This window comes from Thiovibrio sp. JS02 (assembly GCF_053485635.1).
Genome location: NZ_CM130715.1, coordinates 1368496 through 1386632 on the forward strand (window position 1 = coordinate 1368496; position 18137 = coordinate 1386632).

8 protein-coding genes and 1 riboswitch are annotated in these 18137 nt (G+C 60.2%); of the genes, 3 read left to right on the forward strand and 5 right to left on the reverse strand.

Translation table 11 applies throughout. The features are described 5' to 3' along the window. The first annotated feature begins 242 nt into the window (after window positions 1-242). Complete coding sequence (locus tag ACUUL3_RS06375; protein ID WP_448555666.1) at window positions 243-1970, forward strand: phosphoglucomutase; 1728 nt, start codon at window positions 243-245, stop codon at window positions 1968-1970. A 71-nt stretch (window positions 1971-2041) separates the two neighbouring features. Here ACUUL3_RS06375 and recD read toward each other — a convergent pair whose 3' ends face one another. From recD to ACUUL3_RS06395, 4 genes are all read right to left on the reverse strand, one after another. Beyond that, the gene (recD, locus tag ACUUL3_RS06380; protein ID WP_448555667.1) at window positions 2042-3841 is read right to left on the reverse strand and encodes an exodeoxyribonuclease V subunit alpha; all 1800 of its coding nucleotides are present in this window, start codon (window positions 3839-3841) and stop codon (window positions 2042-2044) included. After that, window positions 3838-7482 carry an exodeoxyribonuclease V subunit beta gene (gene recB, locus ACUUL3_RS06385; RefSeq protein WP_448555669.1) on the reverse strand — a complete coding sequence of 1215 codons (3645 nt, stop codon included), beginning with the start codon at window positions 7480-7482 and terminating at the stop codon, window positions 3838-3840. The genes recD and recB overlap by 4 nt, the downstream gene beginning before the upstream one ends. After that, window positions 7479-10853, reverse strand: a complete 3375-nt coding sequence (recC, locus tag ACUUL3_RS06390; protein ID WP_448555671.1) for an exodeoxyribonuclease V subunit gamma — start codon at window positions 10851-10853, stop codon at window positions 7479-7481. Before recC ends, recB begins: the two co-directional genes overlap by 4 nt. An 84-nt stretch (window positions 10854-10937) precedes the next feature. Next, the gene (locus ACUUL3_RS06395; RefSeq protein WP_448555673.1) at window positions 10938-11906 is read right to left on the reverse strand and encodes a chemotaxis protein; all 969 of its coding nucleotides are present in this window, start codon (window positions 11904-11906) and stop codon (window positions 10938-10940) included. A gap of 309 nt (window positions 11907-12215) precedes the next feature. Beyond that, window positions 12216-12290: riboswitch (cyclic di-GMP riboswitch) on the forward strand. A gap of 81 nt (window positions 12291-12371) precedes the next feature. Here ACUUL3_RS06395 and ACUUL3_RS06400 point away from each other — a divergent pair. Together ACUUL3_RS06400 and ACUUL3_RS06405 are read left to right on the forward strand one after the other, a co-directional pair. Further along, complete coding sequence (locus ACUUL3_RS06400; RefSeq protein ID WP_448555675.1) at window positions 12372-17066, forward strand: RHS repeat-associated core domain-containing protein; 4695 nt, start codon at window positions 12372-12374, stop codon at window positions 17064-17066. Then, entirely contained in the window at window positions 17067-17471 is a 405-nt protein-coding gene (locus ACUUL3_RS06405) for a hypothetical protein (RefSeq protein WP_448555677.1), read from the forward strand. A 408-nt stretch (window positions 17472-17879) separates the two neighbouring features. On the opposite strand, the gene ACUUL3_RS06410 is transcribed toward ACUUL3_RS06405, so the two are convergent. After that, window positions 17880-18107 (reverse strand): hypothetical protein, encoded by a 228-nt coding sequence (locus ACUUL3_RS06410; RefSeq protein WP_448555679.1) that lies wholly within the window; start codon window positions 18105-18107, stop codon window positions 17880-17882. Window positions 18108-18137 lie beyond the last annotated feature (30 nt).

The following is an 18137-nucleotide window of genomic DNA, read 5'->3' on the forward strand; positions in this document are numbered from 1 at the left end:
ACGAACATTGTCCACACGCCACGAGCACGATGCGGACCGGGGAAAATACATCCTGAAAAAATCAGATCAACACCCGCCGAATCGATATCCGCGAATGCGGGTCTGGAAAAAGCCGGGACGGCTTTTTTCAACATCATGTTAGAGAATCAAATTGAGATTATGCTATGCTTATATCATAAATCAGATGAGCATGTATTTTTTTTGTTTCCACTCCCCATTTTCAACCACAGGGTGCGCACACAATGAGCAATGACCGTATCAAGCAGCTTTTTTTGAACCATGTCCGGGAAAACAACCACTCCGAAAGCGACTACTTTCCCCTGATCAAGGAGCTGGTGGCCATGCGCAACGCCCTGCCCCAGGATTCTCCCGAGGCAACGGAGATCGCGGCAGCCATTGGCAAGGCATACACCCTGGTTGAGGACGAAATCATCACCAGCAGCAAACCGCCCAGACAAGAGATCTCCTTCGGCACCTCGGGCTGGCGCGGCATTATCGGCAAGGATCTGAACCTGCACTCGGTGGGTCTGGTCACCCAGGCCATCATCGACATGTACCGAAATCTCGACCAGGATTCCGGCCTTGCCGCCGATCTTGGCGTCAGGAGTTTTGCCGAGGCCCAAAAACGCGGGGCAGTGGTCGGTTTCGACAACCGTTTCGGCGGCAGCCTGCTGGCCGAACGCGTCGTGCAGGTTCTGAGCGGCAACGGCATTTCCGTCCATTATGCCCGGGAAGCCACCACCGGCACGCTCTCCGCCGCTGTTCTCGTTTTGCAGGCCGCCTTTTCCATCAACCTCACCCCGAGCCACAACCCGCTTGAGTATGGCGGGTTCAAGTTCAATGCCGCCGATGCCGGCCCTGCCGCAACTCCGGTCACCAACGCGATCACCGAAAATGCCCGGCGCCTGGCGCTGGCAAACAAAGCGATTCCTTTCTCGACCGAGCAGGGGGTGAGCAAACCCTGCAACGCCCTTGCCTGCTGGCAGGAGCTTGTCGGGAGAGGAAAAAATCTGCACGGCCTGGATTATCCGGAAATCATCAGGCGCTTCCATGCCGACGAGGATTGCGTGGTGGTGATCGACTGCGTGCACGGCGCCAGCCGCGTGCACATGAAGGCCCTTTTCGGCAACCGGGAATCAGGCCGCCTCATCTTACTGCGGGATACAGCCGATCCGACCTTTGGCGGAGTGGCACCGGAACCATCCTCCCAAAACATGCAGCAGGTTCTGGCCACCCTTCGGAAGAGGCCGGAAACGAAAAAACTCGGCGCCATCATCGACCCCGATGCCGACCGCATCCGTTTCACCGACGGGACAGTGGAAATCGACATGAATTTCTTCGGGGCCATGGCCTTCCATTACCTGCACGAAAAAAAAGGCAAAAAAGGGCTGGTCGCCAAGACCGTCGCCACCAGCAACTTTGCCAATGCCATTGCCGGGGCACTGGGAGAAAAGGTCTTCGAACCCAGGGTCGGCTTCAAGGAGTTCAAGCCGGTAATAGGCAAGGCGCTCATCTGTTTCGAAGAATCAGACGGCATTTCCGCCGTCGGCCATACTCCGGAAAAGGATGCCTATATCGGCCTGATTCTCGCCCTGGACATGCTGCTGAGCACCGGCAAGAATCTCGGCGTCTGTCTTGGCGAACTGCAGGAGCGGTTCGGTTATTTCTACCCGGCCCGGGGCGGGGTCACGGTGAGCCAGCAGGGCGAAACCCTGCTCAACAGCCTGGCCAGGCTCGAAAAATACCGGCCCGGGGTCATGGTGCCCATTGGCGAAGCGACAAAAGAGATCGCCGAGGTCATTGCCATCGATGGCCGGAAAATGATCTTCATGGACGGCAGTTGGCTCATGATCAGACCCTCGGGCACCGAACCCAAGGTGCGCTTCTACGTCGAGGCGAGAAGCGAATCGGGCAAGGAGGCTCTTTTCAACGCGGCCAAGGCGATGCTCGCCGAAGCGGGTCTTCTCTAGAGGCGTCAATCTCGAACCTGGCGCGGTAAACGGAGGAGATGGGGCCGCGACCGGCTGTGCATCGCGGATCTTCAGCTCCCCAGTTTTTCCCTGAGCCCGGAAGCCCGTTCCACCCGGCGGGTGACCGCGGCGCCAATCGCCTTTTCGCTGCCGAATATCACCACTTCCTGCCTGGCTCGGGTGACGCCGGTGTAGAGCAGCTCCCTGCTTAAAAGCGGGGAATCCTCTTGCGGCAGGATCAGGGCTACCCGGTCGAACTCCGAGCCCTGGCTCTTGTGGATGGTCATGGCATAGGCGGTTTCATGGGCCGGCAAGAGCATGAGGGGGATGGCCCGCAGAGCCCCTTTCTCCTCGCCGGGAAAAAATGCCTGCAATTCCCCGCCCGCGGAGGGCCAGATGATGCCGGTATCACCGTTGAAGAGCCTGAGCCGGTAGTTGTTCTCCTGGATCAGAATCGGTCTGCCCTTGTAGCAAGGACCGGAAACCATCCCCCTGGTAGAAAGACCAAGCAGCCTTTCCACCAGGCCATTCAGCGCCACCACTCCGTCGGGACCGTGCCGGTGCGCGCAGAGGATGCGGAAGCGGGCCAGAATGGCGAGGGCCGCATGGGGGTCCGGCGCAGTGAAAATGGGGGCATATGAGGCGCGGATGAGCTCGGCCAGTCCGGCAGGCCATGCGCCCTCCCCTTCCTCTCTCCGGGAGAAAAAACGCACCCCGCCCGACTCCTCGGCAAGCAGGGCAAGGGTTTTTGCCGCCGCTCCGCTGTTCACCGCCGCAGCCAGCATCCCTATTGGCGAATCTTCCTTGAAGCGATAGCTTTTCCTGAGTTCCACCACGCAGTCGGCAAGCAAGCCGGCCTGCGTCCCGCCATCCTCCCCGCCCGTGCGCCCGCCAGCAAGGGCGGCCCGGCAGATATCGCCGAGAATCGAGCCCGCTTCCACCGAGGAAAGCTGATCCCGGTCGCCCAGGAGAACGATGCTGCTCCGCGGGTTCACAGCGGCAAAGAGTTTCGCCATCAGCGCCATGTCCACCATGGAGGCCTCGTCCACCACGATCAGATCCTGGGGCAGCGGGTTTTTACGGTCATGGCGGAAGGAGGTCGGGGTTTTCGGCCTGTAGCCCAAGGCCCGGTGGATGGTTGAGGCGGCAAGCGGCATGGCGGCGAGCAGCTCCGCCGGCAGCTTGAGCTCCTTCTGCCTTGCGGCAAGGGACTCGCTAAGTCTGGCTGCCGCCTTGCCGGTGGGGGCCAGGAGGATGATGCCGGGCAGGGCGGCGCCGGAATCGTGGGCATAGAGCAAGGCAAGGGCGAGGCAGCGGGCAATGAGGGTGGTTTTGCCGGTGCCGGGTCCGCCGCTGATGATTCCGAGCCGTTGCCGAAATACCCTCCGGCAGGCCTCCCGCTGCTGCCGGGAAACTTCCGCATCTTCGGGAAAAAGCCGCGCGAGGCAGCGGTCGAGCAGCGCCTCGTCAAGGCCATCCTTCCGCGACTTTGCCCTGGCCAGGAGCATTCCGGCCAGTTCCGCCTCGTAGCGCCAGTAGCGCTGCAGGTAGAGCCTGGCGCCCTCAAGAACCAGGGGGGTGGCCGTCTCGCCGTTTCCAACCAGAGGGCTCGCTGCCAGCTCATGCAAAAGCACGGGCAGCGGCGGCAAGGCCTGGCCAGGGAGTTCACCTGCCGTCAGATCCTCCCCAGCGCAGATTTTTTCCAGATCAAGACAGATGTGCCCCTTGCCGATTCCGGCCCTGGCCAGGGCCGCCGCCAGAAGCACATGCTCCCCTGTCCCGGGGTCGAGGCGCCTCAGGGTCGCGGCCAGATAGCGATCGAAATCCTCGAGGATCCCTGCGGAGATGAATTGCTCGATCATGGAGATCATGGCAGCTCTCCTGAGGCAAGGCGCGCGAACATGGCGGAAAGCGCTTCGATGCGCGCCTGGGGCGGCCGGTCGTAAAACACCCCGGACGCAGGGCCGCTCTCCGGATGCATGCCCTTGAAAAAGAGATAGAGGACCCCGCCGAAATGGGTTCGGTAGTCGTAGCCGGGCAGGCGCGCGGCCAGATAACGGTGCAGGGCCACGGCATAAATATGGTACTGGAGATAATAATGGTGGCTCGCCATGGCCTGGGCGAGCTTCTCCGTTGCGTAATCGCCGCGGCTTGCCCCCAGGAAATTGCTCTTGTAATCAAGGATGTACCACCTGCCCCGATGGGCAAAGACCAGATCGACAAAGCCCTTCAAAAAACCGCGCAGGGGAATGAAGTGCAGGTTGCCGAGGGCGTCGGCGTACCCGGCAGGGAGTTCCTGGGGTTGATCGCGGAAGGGGCTGGCCAGAAGAGCGGGCAGGAGTGCCCTTGTCCGTTCCGCCTCGTCCCCCAGGGGGAAGGTGAAGGCAAGCTCGCGCAGGCAGTGCTGGTCATCCAGGTCCTTGAGGCGGAACCCCTCTTCGGCCAGGAGGGGGGTGGAGAAAATCTCCTGAAAGGCAGTCGAAACCGGGGCCAGCCAGGCATCAGCATCGTAGCCGTGGCAGCGGAGCTGGGCGCCCACCACCTCGGCCAGGGCCTCGCCGCTGTTCTGCCGGGCAAAGGAGAGCAGCTCGAAAATCCGGTGGAAGAAATTGCCCGCCACCGGTCCCTTCGGGAAGTGGGCCAGGGCGATGTCGGCCTCGGCTGCCGGTTCCGGCAGAGACTCGGAGGGCAGATGGGGCTCCGCCTCCCTGCCTGTTTCTTCATGCTGCTCCAGGGCGGTCAGATGGGAGAAGCTGCCGATCCGCCAGACCTGGGGAAAGCTCCGGCCCAGGGTCCGGCAGGCAGGGGCAGAGGCGCCAGCCCTTTCCGGCCTGCGGCCGGTCTCCCCCTTATTGCCTTCGGCAAGCTCGCGCAGGTGCCAGCTTGCGTTTCCGGAAACCCTTGCCGCAAGCTTATCAAGCAACTCTTCCTGGGGCATCTCCTTCAACAAACTGCGCCAGGCCGAAAGCGAGAACTCCTCCCCGGCCGCCGGCTCCGCATGGAGCAGATAGGCGAGCGCGCTCCGCTCGTAACCGCTTACCGGCGCCCAAAGCAGCTTGCAGCAGTGGCGGGCGCGGGTAACCGCCACATAGAGCAGCCGCAGGCTTTCCGCAAACTCCTCGCTGGCCGCGGCCTCATTCACCTCGGCCGTGGGCAGCAGGGCGATCCTGCCCTGCCAGTTCTCCGTCGGATCGTGCCAGACGGTGTAGGGGGCCTCCCCCTTGCCGGCAGAGGCAAAGCAGAGATAGGGGCAGTAGACCACGGGATATTCGAGCCCCTTGCTCCGGTGCACGGTGACCAGCTGCACGCACGCCTCGTCGCTTTCCAGACGCAGCTCCGCCTCTTCCCCGCTTTCTTCCCCGGCGAGCAGGGCGGCATAGTGGTCGATGAGCATGAGCGGGGAAAGATGGTTCTCGCTTTCCGCTCGTTGCAACAGCTCGGCCAGATGCCTAAGATTGGTGAGCCTGCGCTCGCCGTCGATGAAGGCGAGCAGCCGCTCGCAGGTGCGCCACCTTTGCCAGGCGGCATGAAACATCTGCATGACCCCGCTTTTCTGCCAGCAGCCTTGCAGCTCGGCAAACTGGCGCATCAGCTCCTGCAGTTGCGCGTCGTCCTCGCCAAGGAGGGCAAGGGCATGGGAGGAGAAGCCCAGCATGGGGGTGGCCAGGGCCTTTCGCAGCAGGAGCCCGTTGCCGGGATCGGCCACCGCCCGCAGGAGCCGTAGGCACTCCTCCGCCTCCGGGCTTTTGTAGACGCTTTCCTTGCTCTGCAGCACTGCGGCGACCCCGGCAAGGCGCAGGGCCTCCTGGATTTCCGCGGCCTGGGAATTGGTGCGCACCAGCACGGCAAGGTCGGCGGCAGAGACGGGCCGGTCGCCGATCCTGGCCGCCCCGGCCAGCAAGGCCTTGATATCTTTCGCCACCAGCTCCGGGATCAGGGGCTCGATCTTGTTCTTGGCCAGGCGTTTTTCCTTGCCGGCGCAAAGTTCCTCGGGAAGGGTGAGAAAGTGCAGGGGCGCGTCGCCGAAACCATCCGAGCGCCAGAGATCGTCAGCCGTGGGCCGGGGCTCGACCTTGGCAAAGGCGATACGCTTCTCCCAGAAGGGGTTGGCCGGCGCGGCAAAAAGCTCGTTCACCGCCGCCACCATCCGCACGTCCGCCCGCCAGTTGGTGAACATCGTATGCCTGCCGATGCCGGGACGCCCGGCGGCGTTGAGGTAGGCATAGATATCGGCGCCCCGGAAGGCGTAAATGGCCTGCTTGGGATCGCCGATCAGAAAGAGCGACTCCCGGCCCTGGCCGTAGATGGCCTGAAAGATCCGATACTGGACCGGGTCGGTGTCCTGAAACTCGTCGATGAGGGCGGCCGGGAACCTGGCCCGGATGGCGGCGGCAAGCTTCTTGCCGGAAGCTCCCTGCAGGGCCCGGTCCAGGCCGGTGAGCAGCTCGTCAAAGGATTGCCGCCGGCTCGCCTTCAGGCGTTTGTCCATCTCGCCGCGCACAAAGCCGGCCGCTTCGGCGAGGAAGAGCGCCTGGCAGGAGCGGGCCAGGGCCAGCCTTGCCTCGAGCAGCTTCTCCCAGGCGCTGAAAAAGGGGTTGTCCGGGTAGGTGTTCTTTTTGAGGGCCGTGGCGGTGAAGACCTTTTCCTTGTGTTCGGGCTGGAAGATTCTGCCCGCGGCGAGCAGCTCTCCTTTTCTGGGGGGAGTGAAGGAGCGCGGGCCATTTTCGGAAAAAAACTCGCTGATCCGGTCCAATAAGCCTTCGGCAAGCAGATCCTTGAACAGGGTGGTGAGGCCTTGCGCTTCTGCAAAAAAAGAGGCGAGGCGCTCTTTTTCGGCCAGCCAGATGGCCCGGGCCTGGTCGTAGCAGAGTTGCACCCGGCTGAAGAGTGCGTCACGCTCCGGCTCGCTTGCCTCTGTGCACACCGGATAATCGCGGTGCCGGATTACCTCCCGGGCAAAGTTCAGAAACTGCCCGTGGGTCACCTTCTCCCGGACGAGATCGGCCAGGCGCGGATCAAGGTCATAGAAGCTCGCCACCCAGAAATCGTCCGCCACCTCGGCCAGCAGCTTTTCCGTGGAGCCGGTCAGCTCCAGATCAAAGGGCAGCCCGGTTTCCAGGGCATGCTGTTTCAGGATGCGCTGGCAGAAGCCATGGATGGTGGAGACCGCCGCCCGGTCGATATCGCTTGCGGCCTTGAGCAGAAAGCGCCTGTCCAGCTCCCTGTTTGCGCTTGCCGCGACCAGGCGGGCAAGAAAAGGGTCTTCGGAAGCGGCCTCGCTCGCAAATGCCTCCATTGCCGCCCGCAGCCTCTCCCGGATCCGTTCGTGCAGCTCGGTCGTGGCCGCCTCGGTAAAGGTGACCACCAGAATCTCCTCGACCCCCAGGCGCCGTTCGAGGAGCAGGCGCAGGTAGAGGGAGGTGATGGAATAGGTCTTGCCGGTGCCGGCGCTGGCCTCGATCAGCTGGATGCCGGCCAGCGGTATTGTTGTGGGGTCAAAGGCCTGACTCACGCGAGCTTCTCCTGATGCGCGACAAGCGGGGCGAAAACCTTGAGGGCGAGCTCGGCAAAGCCGCAAGAAGGCGCGTGCCCCGGATACGGGCTGAATCCGGGGCGGACAGGCACCAGGCTCCCGAAAAGCTGCCGGCAGCAAGGTTCATTCCCTTCGCCCGGCATCCGGTTGTTACCCAGGTATTCTTCACGGGCCTTGCCATACGCCGCCTCCTCAAGCGCATCCCGCTCTCCGCCTTTGCCGCTCAGCAACGTCCGGGCAAAGCGCCAGGAGCTCTTGGGAAAGAAGAGGAGCGGTTCATCCGCGCCTGCCCGGAAAAGCTCGGTCAATTCGGCAAGATGCTCTCTCGCATTCTCCACGGCCCGCAGGCGGATCGCCTCGGCCCCGCCCTTTTCGCCCTTGCCGACCACGAGGGATTCAAGAGGCTGGTCGCCTGGATTCAGCGCACAGAGAAAAAGATGGTCCAGCCAGGCGGCAAGGAGGACGCGGCCATGCAGCTTGCTGTTTGTGACATGGATGCGCCCCTCGGCATGGCGGCCGCCGATTTCTCCCCAAAGGGAAATGCCTTCGCCAAGGGCAACCTCCCCGGCCAGAGGCATGAGCGGCTTTTGGGCCACACAGGCGGCAACCTTTTGGAGGATGGGCGCAACCGCCTCTTCCATTTCCCTTATCACCGGCAAGGCCGCCTTGCCCAGGGGAAGAAGGCCCTGCCCCCGCCAACGGCGGACAAGCTCTGCGCCCTCCCCTTCCTGCGCCAGGCCTTCGTCGAGCAGCTCCCGGACCAGCTGATATTTTTCAAGCTCGTCAAGCACCACCGGCTCGCGCTCGGCAAGGGCCTCGTCCCGCTCCTCCAGGAAAAGGCCCAGGCGCTGTTCGAGAAACCACCTGGCCGGCCTTGCCCAAAAGCGCTTCAACTCGGCAAGGTTGAGCCTGTCCTCTTGCCTCCCGCGCGGAGCAAGCGGAGCAGACAGAAAAAAATGCCGGCCGGCCGGAGTCGTCAGCCTCGTCTGGACCGCCAGGCAGTATTCCCGGCTATAGCTGAAGAGCCGCTCTGCGCTGCCGCAGAAATAACGGGAGCTGAAAGGCTGGAGAGGATGCTGCCGGCAGAGCCGGACCCAAAAAAGCATTCTTTGCCGGGCAGCGGGCAGGGCGGGGTCGCACCCCGGCAGGGAAAAGCTTGCCTGGATGGTCTCCATGAGCTCTTCCACCACGAGGGAGGGCGGGAGCGGCTTGCCGTCCCGCAGGCTGTTGCCGGTATGGAAGAGCAGAAGCTTCTCCCTGGCCGCCAAAAGCGCCTCCAGAAAAAGGTAGCGGTCGTCATGATGTCTGGCCCGATCCCCGAGCATGGGAAAGCGGGCCATGAGGTCGTAGCTCTGGGGATGCTGCATCCTGGGGAAATCGCCATCGTTCAGGCCCAGGATGCAGACGACCCGGAAGGGGATGGCCCGCATGGGCAGCATGCCGCAAAAGGTGATGCCGCCGGCGAGAAAACCCTGCTCGCTCTGGCTCTGCCCGAGTTTTTCCTCAAGGAGGATGACCAGCTCTGCCAGGGAAAGAGGCTGGTCAAAGCCGCTTTCCGTTGCCTCGTTGGCAATCTCCGCCAGAGCCTCGCGAATCTTCTGCAGCTGCCAGCCCCGGTTTGACCGGGAGAGGAAAAGGCCATCCAGCAGCTCAGCGAGCAGGCCCTGCCACTTTTCGATGCGCAGAGGGTTTTCGAGCCTGGCCAGCAGGGCGAAGAGGGTTTCCGCGAAGTGGATGAAGCGACCGGCCAGGGTGGCGGCCTGGCCTTCGATCTCCCCATGGGGAAGAACATCGCCGCAAAAGAGGCCGTCGCCGCCGAGCGCATAGCCGAGCAGAAGCCGGTCAAAGCCGAAACGCCAGGTGTTCTGCCGCTCCCGGGGCTGGCCGTTTCTTTGCCGGTGCTCCTCGTCGATTCCCCAACGGATGCCGGCGGCCTCGATCCAGGTGCGGATCTGGGCCAGGTCGGCCTGCTCGATGCCGAAGCGGCCGTAAACCTCCGGGATGGCCAGCATCTCCAGCACCTCGTTCGCCGTCAACCGGCCGGGCGCCAGGGCAAGCAGCCGGAAAAAGGCCTCGATCAGCTCAATGCCGCCGCCGGAAGGCCGGTCGGCGATCCGGTAGGGAAGAAAGCGCGGGTCCTCGACCGGCAAGGCGAAGACGGCATCGATGAGCGGGGCGTAGAGAGCCACATCGGGAAGCATGACCACAATGTCCCGCGGCTCCAGGCGACCATCGCCGTCGAGCAGGGCCAGGAGCTGATCCTGCAGAACCTCCACCTCCCGCAGCCTGCTGAAACAGGCATGGATCATGAGAGAGTCGTCGCTGTCTTCCAGAACCCTTCCCGGGCTGCCGGCCTGCTCAGGCCCGGGAAGGGAAAGCGCGAGGATGTCGTTCTGCAGGTGATGGAGGAGCGTGGACGCCCCCTCCCGCCGCTGAAAGAATTCGCCGACCGGCTGGTATTCGCAGCCCTCCTCAAGCAGCCGCTGAAAATCGCGGGCCACCGAGGCGCAGGAGGCCAGGAGCGGGTGGCCGGATTCGAGGAAGAGATCCTCGGCCGTCAGCCCTTCCGGCAGCCGCGCCTCCAGGCGACTGATCTCGGCGGGGGAACGGATCTCGGCGAAATAGGCCTCGCTGGGGGCAAAGAGGAAGAACTGCACCGGCAGATTCCGGGCCAGGTCATTGAGGATGGCGAGATAGATTCTGGGCAGGGTGTCGATGCCGAAGACGCTCACCCGTTCGGGAAGAAGCTCGGAAAAGGGAATTTCTCCCGCGGCGAGGGCCTCCCGTGCCCGGACCATGAGCCGGGCCGGGGAACAGCAGCCGATATGGGAGACGATCCTCTGCCAGAGCAGGGGCTGCCAGCGCTCGGAGGCAAGCTCCTCGCCGGCAATCAGGGTGCTCCCCTCCTCCCAGGCCAGGACCAGCTCGGGCCGGTACACTGCGTACTGGTCAAAGAGATAGGCGAGCTGCCGGCAGAGCTGCAACTTTTTCGTGGGACTCCCCTCGGCCAGATAGGCATGCAGGGAAGAAAAATCCGGATCCTGCCCGCATTCGTCCAGAAGGGAGAAAATGACAAAGGCCAGCCGTTCACGGCTGTAGCGCTGAACAAGGTCGCCCTCTTCGCCGATGGTGGCGCGGAGAACCCGCTGGATGAACTGCCGGGGATGGGGAAAATCGGGATTCGCCCAGACCCCGAAGTGCCGGGAAAGCTCCATGGCAAGCCAGGCGGCCATGCCCTTGCTCTGCACCATGATGCATTCCGGCGCAAAGGGCGAGGAAAGGGGCGAGGCCAATACCCCGTGCATGGCGGCCAACAGGGTTTCGACCCTGTTGGCGCGGTAAATTTGCATGACACCGGTCATAGACTACTCAGAGGAAGGAAAACGGGGCGGGCGGTGCAAAAAAACATCGGACAAAAACGCGGAATCCCGGCCTCAACCGTGCTGCCGGTGGAGACAGGCCTGCAAACGGCTGACCAGATTGCCAAGCTCCGGTTTGGTGATCTGATCGTCAGCCCCCACGGATTCTCCCTTATGGCGGGCGGTTTCGTTGATGAGCGAGGAAAAGAGCATGACCGGAATCCCCTCGAATTCTTCGCTTTCCTTGATGCGCAGGCAAAGATGGTGGCCGTCCATGCGGGGCATCTCAATATCGGTGATCACGGCGAGCACTTCATCGCGGACATTGCCCTTTTGCCGCAGGCCGTCAAGATAGCTCCAGGCGTCGTAGCCGTCGGAATGGGCCACCACCTTGTACCCGGCCTTTTCCAGGGTTCTCTTGATCTGGTCCTGGATGATCCGCGAATCGTCGGCAATGACCACGACCTTGTCCTGCTGGGAGTCCTCCGGATGTTCGACAATGGCGTGCGCCTCGGAGTCGATGACCATGGACGGATCGATGGAGGCAATGATGGATTCGAAGTCCACCATCTGGATGATGGTGTTGTCGACAAGACAGACGCCGGTAAGACTGCTGTAGTGGGAGATAAGGGCCGGCGGCGGCATGATCTGCGTCCAGCTCACCCGGTAGACCTTGTCCACCCCGTGGGTGATGAAGCCGAAAAACTTGCCGTTGATCTCGGTGACAACCACCACCCATTTGGCCCTGGCCTCCGTGGAAAGATCCGGCTCGTAGCCGAACCATTCACAAAGGTCGATCAGGGGGATGGTCCGGTCCCGCAGGAGAAAAACCCCTTTCATGGCGGAAACGCTCTCCGGCATCTCGGTGAGCTTTTCCGGCATGGCCACCAGCTCCCGCACCTTGGCCGCGTTGATGCCGTATGCGGTCCGGCTGACGGTGTTGCTCGTCCGGTCGTGCCACTGCAAAAAGAGTGTGATGATCTCAAGTTCGTTGGTGCCGGACTTCAGCAGGATGTCGCTCTTGTAACCGGTGGCCTGACTCATATGCTTGCTCCAAAATCACATGGGTGATGTCAAAACTGTCGAGAATATTAAACAGATATAGGAAACAGGGAAATTACTCAACAAAAATAAACCATTGCCCAGGCGCGAGAAGGATGGCTGGCCGCCTGTTTTGACTCGCAAGCACGAGCCATGGCAAGGGCGCCGACAAAACAGATCAAGGCGTTCAGCTCGGGGGACAATTTCCAACCTGGGGACAAAATTCGCTTCTTTCCCCTTGCCTCCTCCAGACCAGATAAAACCCTAACACATTTTTTCTTGACCTGACTTGCTGATTCCCTTACCCTGGCAAAACGATAAAGGCAAACCCGGAGCGATCCGGAGGCGCAAAGCCACGGGCCACAAGCTGGTAGCCGGGCTGCCGAACGGGGGAGGCATTGAAACAGTGAGCCCGTCTTCGGCCAGAAGACGGGCTTTTTTTGTTGTGAACTTCAGGGAGGGGGCAAAATGTTTTCACTACGCTTTATTCTGGCAAGCGCAAAACGCGCATGCGGCCTGGCTGGCATAGCCTTGTTGACCGTGGCCGGCATTCCGGCTCATGCTCATGCCGTCGGAACATGCACACCCGGTCTTTCGACCGTCATCGGCACCGAATATGTCGCGGACAAATGTTCGGCTGCCGGCCCGCCATACAACTACATCGCCACGGACCTCACCTGCGCGGGCGGCAAGGTTGTCAAAAGCTCCTCGCAGATCAGCGGCAGCTATTATAACAAGACGCCCGACTCCTTCCAATCGGCACTCGCTTCCCTTGCCTCGTGGTATGGCATGCAGGTGTTCCGCAATACCGATGGAACCCGGTTTATAACCATCAGCAAATATTTCAAGCAAGGAGGCACCCTTGAAGGCGTGAACCTCGGTCAGTACACGACGGCACCGACGGTGCATGTGGATGTTTTTGCTGATTATTATTTTCCGCCGGCCAGTGTGCCGGATGCCGATAACGACGGCTTTTACGTCTGCCTTGATTGCAACGACAACGATCCGGCAGTAAACCCAGCGGCCCAGGAAATTTGTGGAGATGGCCTGGATAACGACTGCAATAATGTTACGGATTGCGCTGATGCACCATGCGCGACGCAACCACAGTGCCTGGCGGCATGCACGGATAACGATGGCGATGGTTTCAGTCCAGATGGCGAAAAATGCGGCCCGGTTGATTGCAACGATTCCGAACAATTGGCCCATCCGGGCTTGGCGGAAATCTGCGGTGACGGCATAAACAACGATTGCGATGCCACAACCCCGGATGACTGCTGTGACACAAAGATCATCGACTTCACCGGCTCCAATGCCACGATCAACGCCGTGGCGGGCGGAGCCACCACCTTCAACGCCACCATTACCGATTCGTCCGGCAAGGGTATCAACTGGACCATGAATGTCGCCGGCCGCATCTTCACCGGCACCGGCAAAAGCATTTCGGTGCTCTGGGATGGCAAGGACAGCAGCGGCAGGATTCTGGACAGCGGCACCTATACCGCCACCCTCCATGCGGAAACCGGGGACGGCGGCTGCAAGGATGACGCCACCCTGCCTGTCCGCATCAGCAATAGCGGCGGCTGCTTGACGATCACCTTCGGCTCCCGGGCCAACATTGCCAACGGCAACCTTTCCCACGATCAGGAGCTGTTCAGCACCGGCGGCACCGGCCTGAGCACGGCCATGACGCTCTACTACAACAGCCTCAGCCAGCATCTCGGCTCTCTGGGGCTTGGCTGGGCGCACAGCTATGAAATCAATGTCACGGAAAATGCGGACGGCTCCGTACTTCTCCGCTCCCCAAACAGCGCCGGCAAGCTTTACAACCTGGTGGATGGCGCCTATGTTGCGCCGGCCGGCGATTATGCCACCCTGGTGAAAAACAGCGACAACACCTTTACCCGCGCCACCAAGGCAGGGCTGCAATACCGCTTCAACCAGGCGGGCAACCTGGCCGCCATTGTCGATCGTAACGGCAATGCCATGCAATTTGCCTACGAATATGGCATGCTGACCAGCATCACCGACTCGGTGGGCCGGGTTACGGAATTCCTGTACGAACTGAACGGCAGGCTGGCGCAGATCACCGACCCTGACGGCAAGAACTACAACTTCCTGGTGGAAGGCGACACCCTCGCGAAGGTCACCATGCCGGACGGCGGCAACTGGCTTTATACCTATGACGCAGAGGGCTTCCTCGTCTCCCGCACCGATGCTTCCGGCTACACCACCACCTATACCTACGACGAGCAGCATCGGGTGAAAACAGCCACCGATCCCGAGGGCAAATCCCGCAGCATTACCTACTCGACCTCCACAGATGAGGTGAAGACCGCGCTGATCACGGAGAAGGACGGCTCGGTCTGGCAGTTCACCTTTGACAGCACCCAGGGCAATATGCTGGCCAAGACCGATCCGGCCGGCAACTCCATCACCTATACCTATGACGAAAACCACAACCTGCTCAGCAAGACCGAGGCGGACGGCAGCACCACCACCTACGGCTACGATGCCGAAGGGAACATGATGTGGACCATCGATCCGCTGGGCAATAAAACCACATACACCTACAACGAGGCCGGTCAGGTGACCAGCATCACCGATGCCAGCGGCGACACCACTGATTTCAGCTATGATAACAAGGGGAATCTGCTTTCCGTCCGCGATGCTGCCGGCAATACCACCCAGTACACCTATGATGCCAGCGGTCGGATCAGCAGCATCACCAACCAGGCGGGCCAGACCATCACCCTGGCCTACGATACCCTGGGCAACGTTGCCGTGGTGACAGACCCTGCCGGCGCCAAAACCAGCATGACCTACGATGCCGCCGGCCGAGTAATCAACCAGACCGATGCCAACGGCCAGACCACCACCTTCGGTTACGACGAGGCAGGCAACCTCATCACGGTGGTCGATCCCTTCGGCCAGGCCACCACCTTCGGCTATGATCAAAACGGCAACCGCACCGCAGTGACCGATGCCAACGGCAACACCACCGCCTATGTGTACGATTACGCCCACAGGGTGGTGCAGATCACCGACGCCCTGGGCCAGACCACTTCGCTGACCTATGCCGAGGCCGGTTGCGCCACCTGCGGGGCCGGCCAGAAAACCCAGCCTGCCACCCTTACCGACGCCAACGGCCACACCACCTGGTTCCAGTACGATTCCATGGGTCGCCTGGTGGAGGAGAGCAATCAGCTGGGCGCGAAGGTCACCTACCAGTACGATGCAAAAGGTAACCTCATCAGCCGCACCGATGCCCAAGGAAGGACCACCAGCTACAGCTATGACGCCATGGGCCGACTGCTCGCCAAGGTCTTTCCGGACCAGAATCAGGTCCTCTTCAAGTACGATGCCAAGAGCCGCCTGATCTATGCGGCCAACCAGCACATCGGCTACGGCATGACGTACGACAATTTGGGCAGGCTCATCACCATCACCGATTCCAACCAGCGGACCATCCGCTATCAGTACGATGCCCTGGGCAACCGAACCAAAATGACCACGCCGGAAGGCAAGGTGGTGGAATACAGCTACGACGAGGCCAACCGCCTCATCGGGATCGACAGCTTCCTGGGCGAGTTCTCCTTCGGCTACGACAAGCTGGGTCGCCGCGTGGGTCTTGCCTTTCCCAACGGGGTCAGCACCGGATACACTTACGACGCCGTGGGCCGACTCACCGAGATCCTGGCCCAGACCGCGGGCCGCCGCGGCCGTGGGGAAACGGTCAACGCCTTCAGCTACACCCACGACGCCGTGGGCAACCGGCTCTCCAGGACCGTGAGCATGGATGATTTCAGTCACAGAGACACCCGCTACGAGTACACCTACGATGCGGTTTACCAACTGCTCCAGTCTTTGCCGGCAAAGAGTTTCGGCCACCGGGAGCGTGTCGAGGAACAGAGGGCGGAGCGCTTCAGCTACGATCCGGTCGGCAATCGCCTGACCGGGCCGGACCGCAGGGACACCTACCGCTACAACGAGCTCAATGAACTCCTTTCCGCCAGAAGGACGGCTTTCCAATACGACCTCGACGGCAACATGGTCGCCAAAGGCGGCTGGACCTACGAGTACGACTACGAGAACCGGCTGGTCAAGGCGATCCGGGCGGAGCGGGACGGGATCAAGACCGTCTCCTTCAAGTACGATCCCTTTGGCCGCAGGATAGAGAAAAAGGTGGAGGAGGTCGAGGACGGCCGGCTTGAGAGCAAGACCTACGCCTATGTCTACGACAACGAGGACATCATCCTGGAGATCAAGAGTGGCGGCAAGGATGAGGAGGGCGATAACGACGGCGGCCGCAAGGCCGGCTGGCTGAAGCACTGGCAAAAACGGGTTGCAAAGCCCGCGATCAGCCGCTTTGTGCACGGCCCGGGCATTGACGAGCCCCTGGCCATGGAGCAGAAAGGCAGGACCTTTTTCTACCATGCCGACGGCCTGGGCAGCATCGTAAGCCTTACCGATGCCAAGGGCCATGTGGTACAATCCTACCAATACGACTCCTTCGGCAACATGCAGCACCACGGCGGCGAGGTGAAGCAGCCCTATGCCTATACCGCCAGGGAGTGGGATCAGGAGACCGGCTTGTATTTCTACCGGGCTAGGTATTATGATCCGCAGGCGGGGAGGTTTATCTCCAAGGATCCGATAGGGTTTGCCGGGGGAATTAATGTCTATGCTTATGTGCTAGGTAACCCGGGGAATTTGGTCGACCCTACGGGGTTGTATGGCAGTGATGTTCATTATGATAAAACATATGAATGGGCTAGAAAAGTCGGATTGAGTGATTGTCTTGCCAAAAAGCTAGCCGAAGCAGACCAAAATGTGGATGACTTTTTTCTTTCATATCCTTTAACCCCCCTCAACTGGTTTTTTGGGACAACTTTTCATTTTCAATCAGCAAATTATGCTGAAGTCGGGCTTAATCAATCACTTCAGCAGAAAAACATAAATCAGTTCGGTAAATTTCTTCATGTTTTACAAGATTCATACTCTCATAAAGGATATGGCTTCCCGCTTGGACATATTTTCGACGGAACAGCACCTGACAACTATGACTCTTTTGATCCAAGAGATCGACGCATGCGTGACGACACTCTCTTTTGGTTAAAAGAGTTCAAAGATTCATTTGGAGATGAATGCGAGTGTAACTAAATGGCAATTAAAATAATCTTATATATATTAATAATATTATTTATTGGTGTGCTTGAGCACCTCTTAAGGATTTCTCATGAAATTTTCAGACTATTCTCTCCACTAGTGCTTATTGGTGTATATTTTGTAATGCTAAAGGCTGAAGTTAAAAAGATGTTAGCCATTGGGTACTCATATGACAAAATAACTAAAAATGGTTTCGTCTTCTCTTTTTGTATTGGTATTTTATGGGCTTTTCTCATGTCCTTTGCGGCTGGATTTCACTACGCGCCCCCTAAAGATGTTTTAGGATTCTTGTGGATGCTTTTGGGGTGGGGATTGTGGGGGTGGGCTCTTGGTTTTGCTGGAAAAAAGCTATGCGGAATGTTTTATAATCATCAAAACCATAGCCAAAAGGGGACATGAAAACAAAAGCAAAAGCGAAAAAGGGAGACAGATCTATTTTCTGTCCTTTACCCTTAGCAGCCCTCTCCCATCACATCACACCGGGGACATCCATGATAAGTAAAGTCAAGGGGAAAACGGAGATTTCCCACAACCTCGCGGAGTACTCCGGCGGCTTTATCTAAACTCGCGAACCCTTCAACCTTTCCGACCTTTTTTCTCTGTTCTTGTGGTCCGCCGGTCAGGCGACCAGACATCCATTTGCCGTCTTTGGGGAGATTCCCCATCACGGAAGATTGAGTTTGGGCCAACCCGTCAGCCTCGAAACAGTATAAGGGCGTGCAGCTTCGCAGCTCACGCAGTCCCCGGAATAGCAAGGCCTGGCGGGAAGATCGTCTTGATTAAGGGTTGGATGTTTTGGCTTTGCCGCTAAACGACTTTGGCCAGTTTTTCCTCAAAGGGCCTGCCGCGTCGGTCCACAGCCAGCAGGTACTCGACCAGCTTGCGGGCAACCGCCAGGGTGGCGCGGTTGCGGTTGCCTCGTTTCAGTTCTTTCTCGTGCAAGGCCGCCAGCTGCTGATTCCAGTGCGGCGCCAACTTGGCCGCTTCAATCAGTTGGGGTTTTTCCGGGGACACAAGACCTATTTTTTTTGCCAAGGAAAACCAGGCCGGAAGCCCGTTAAAAAC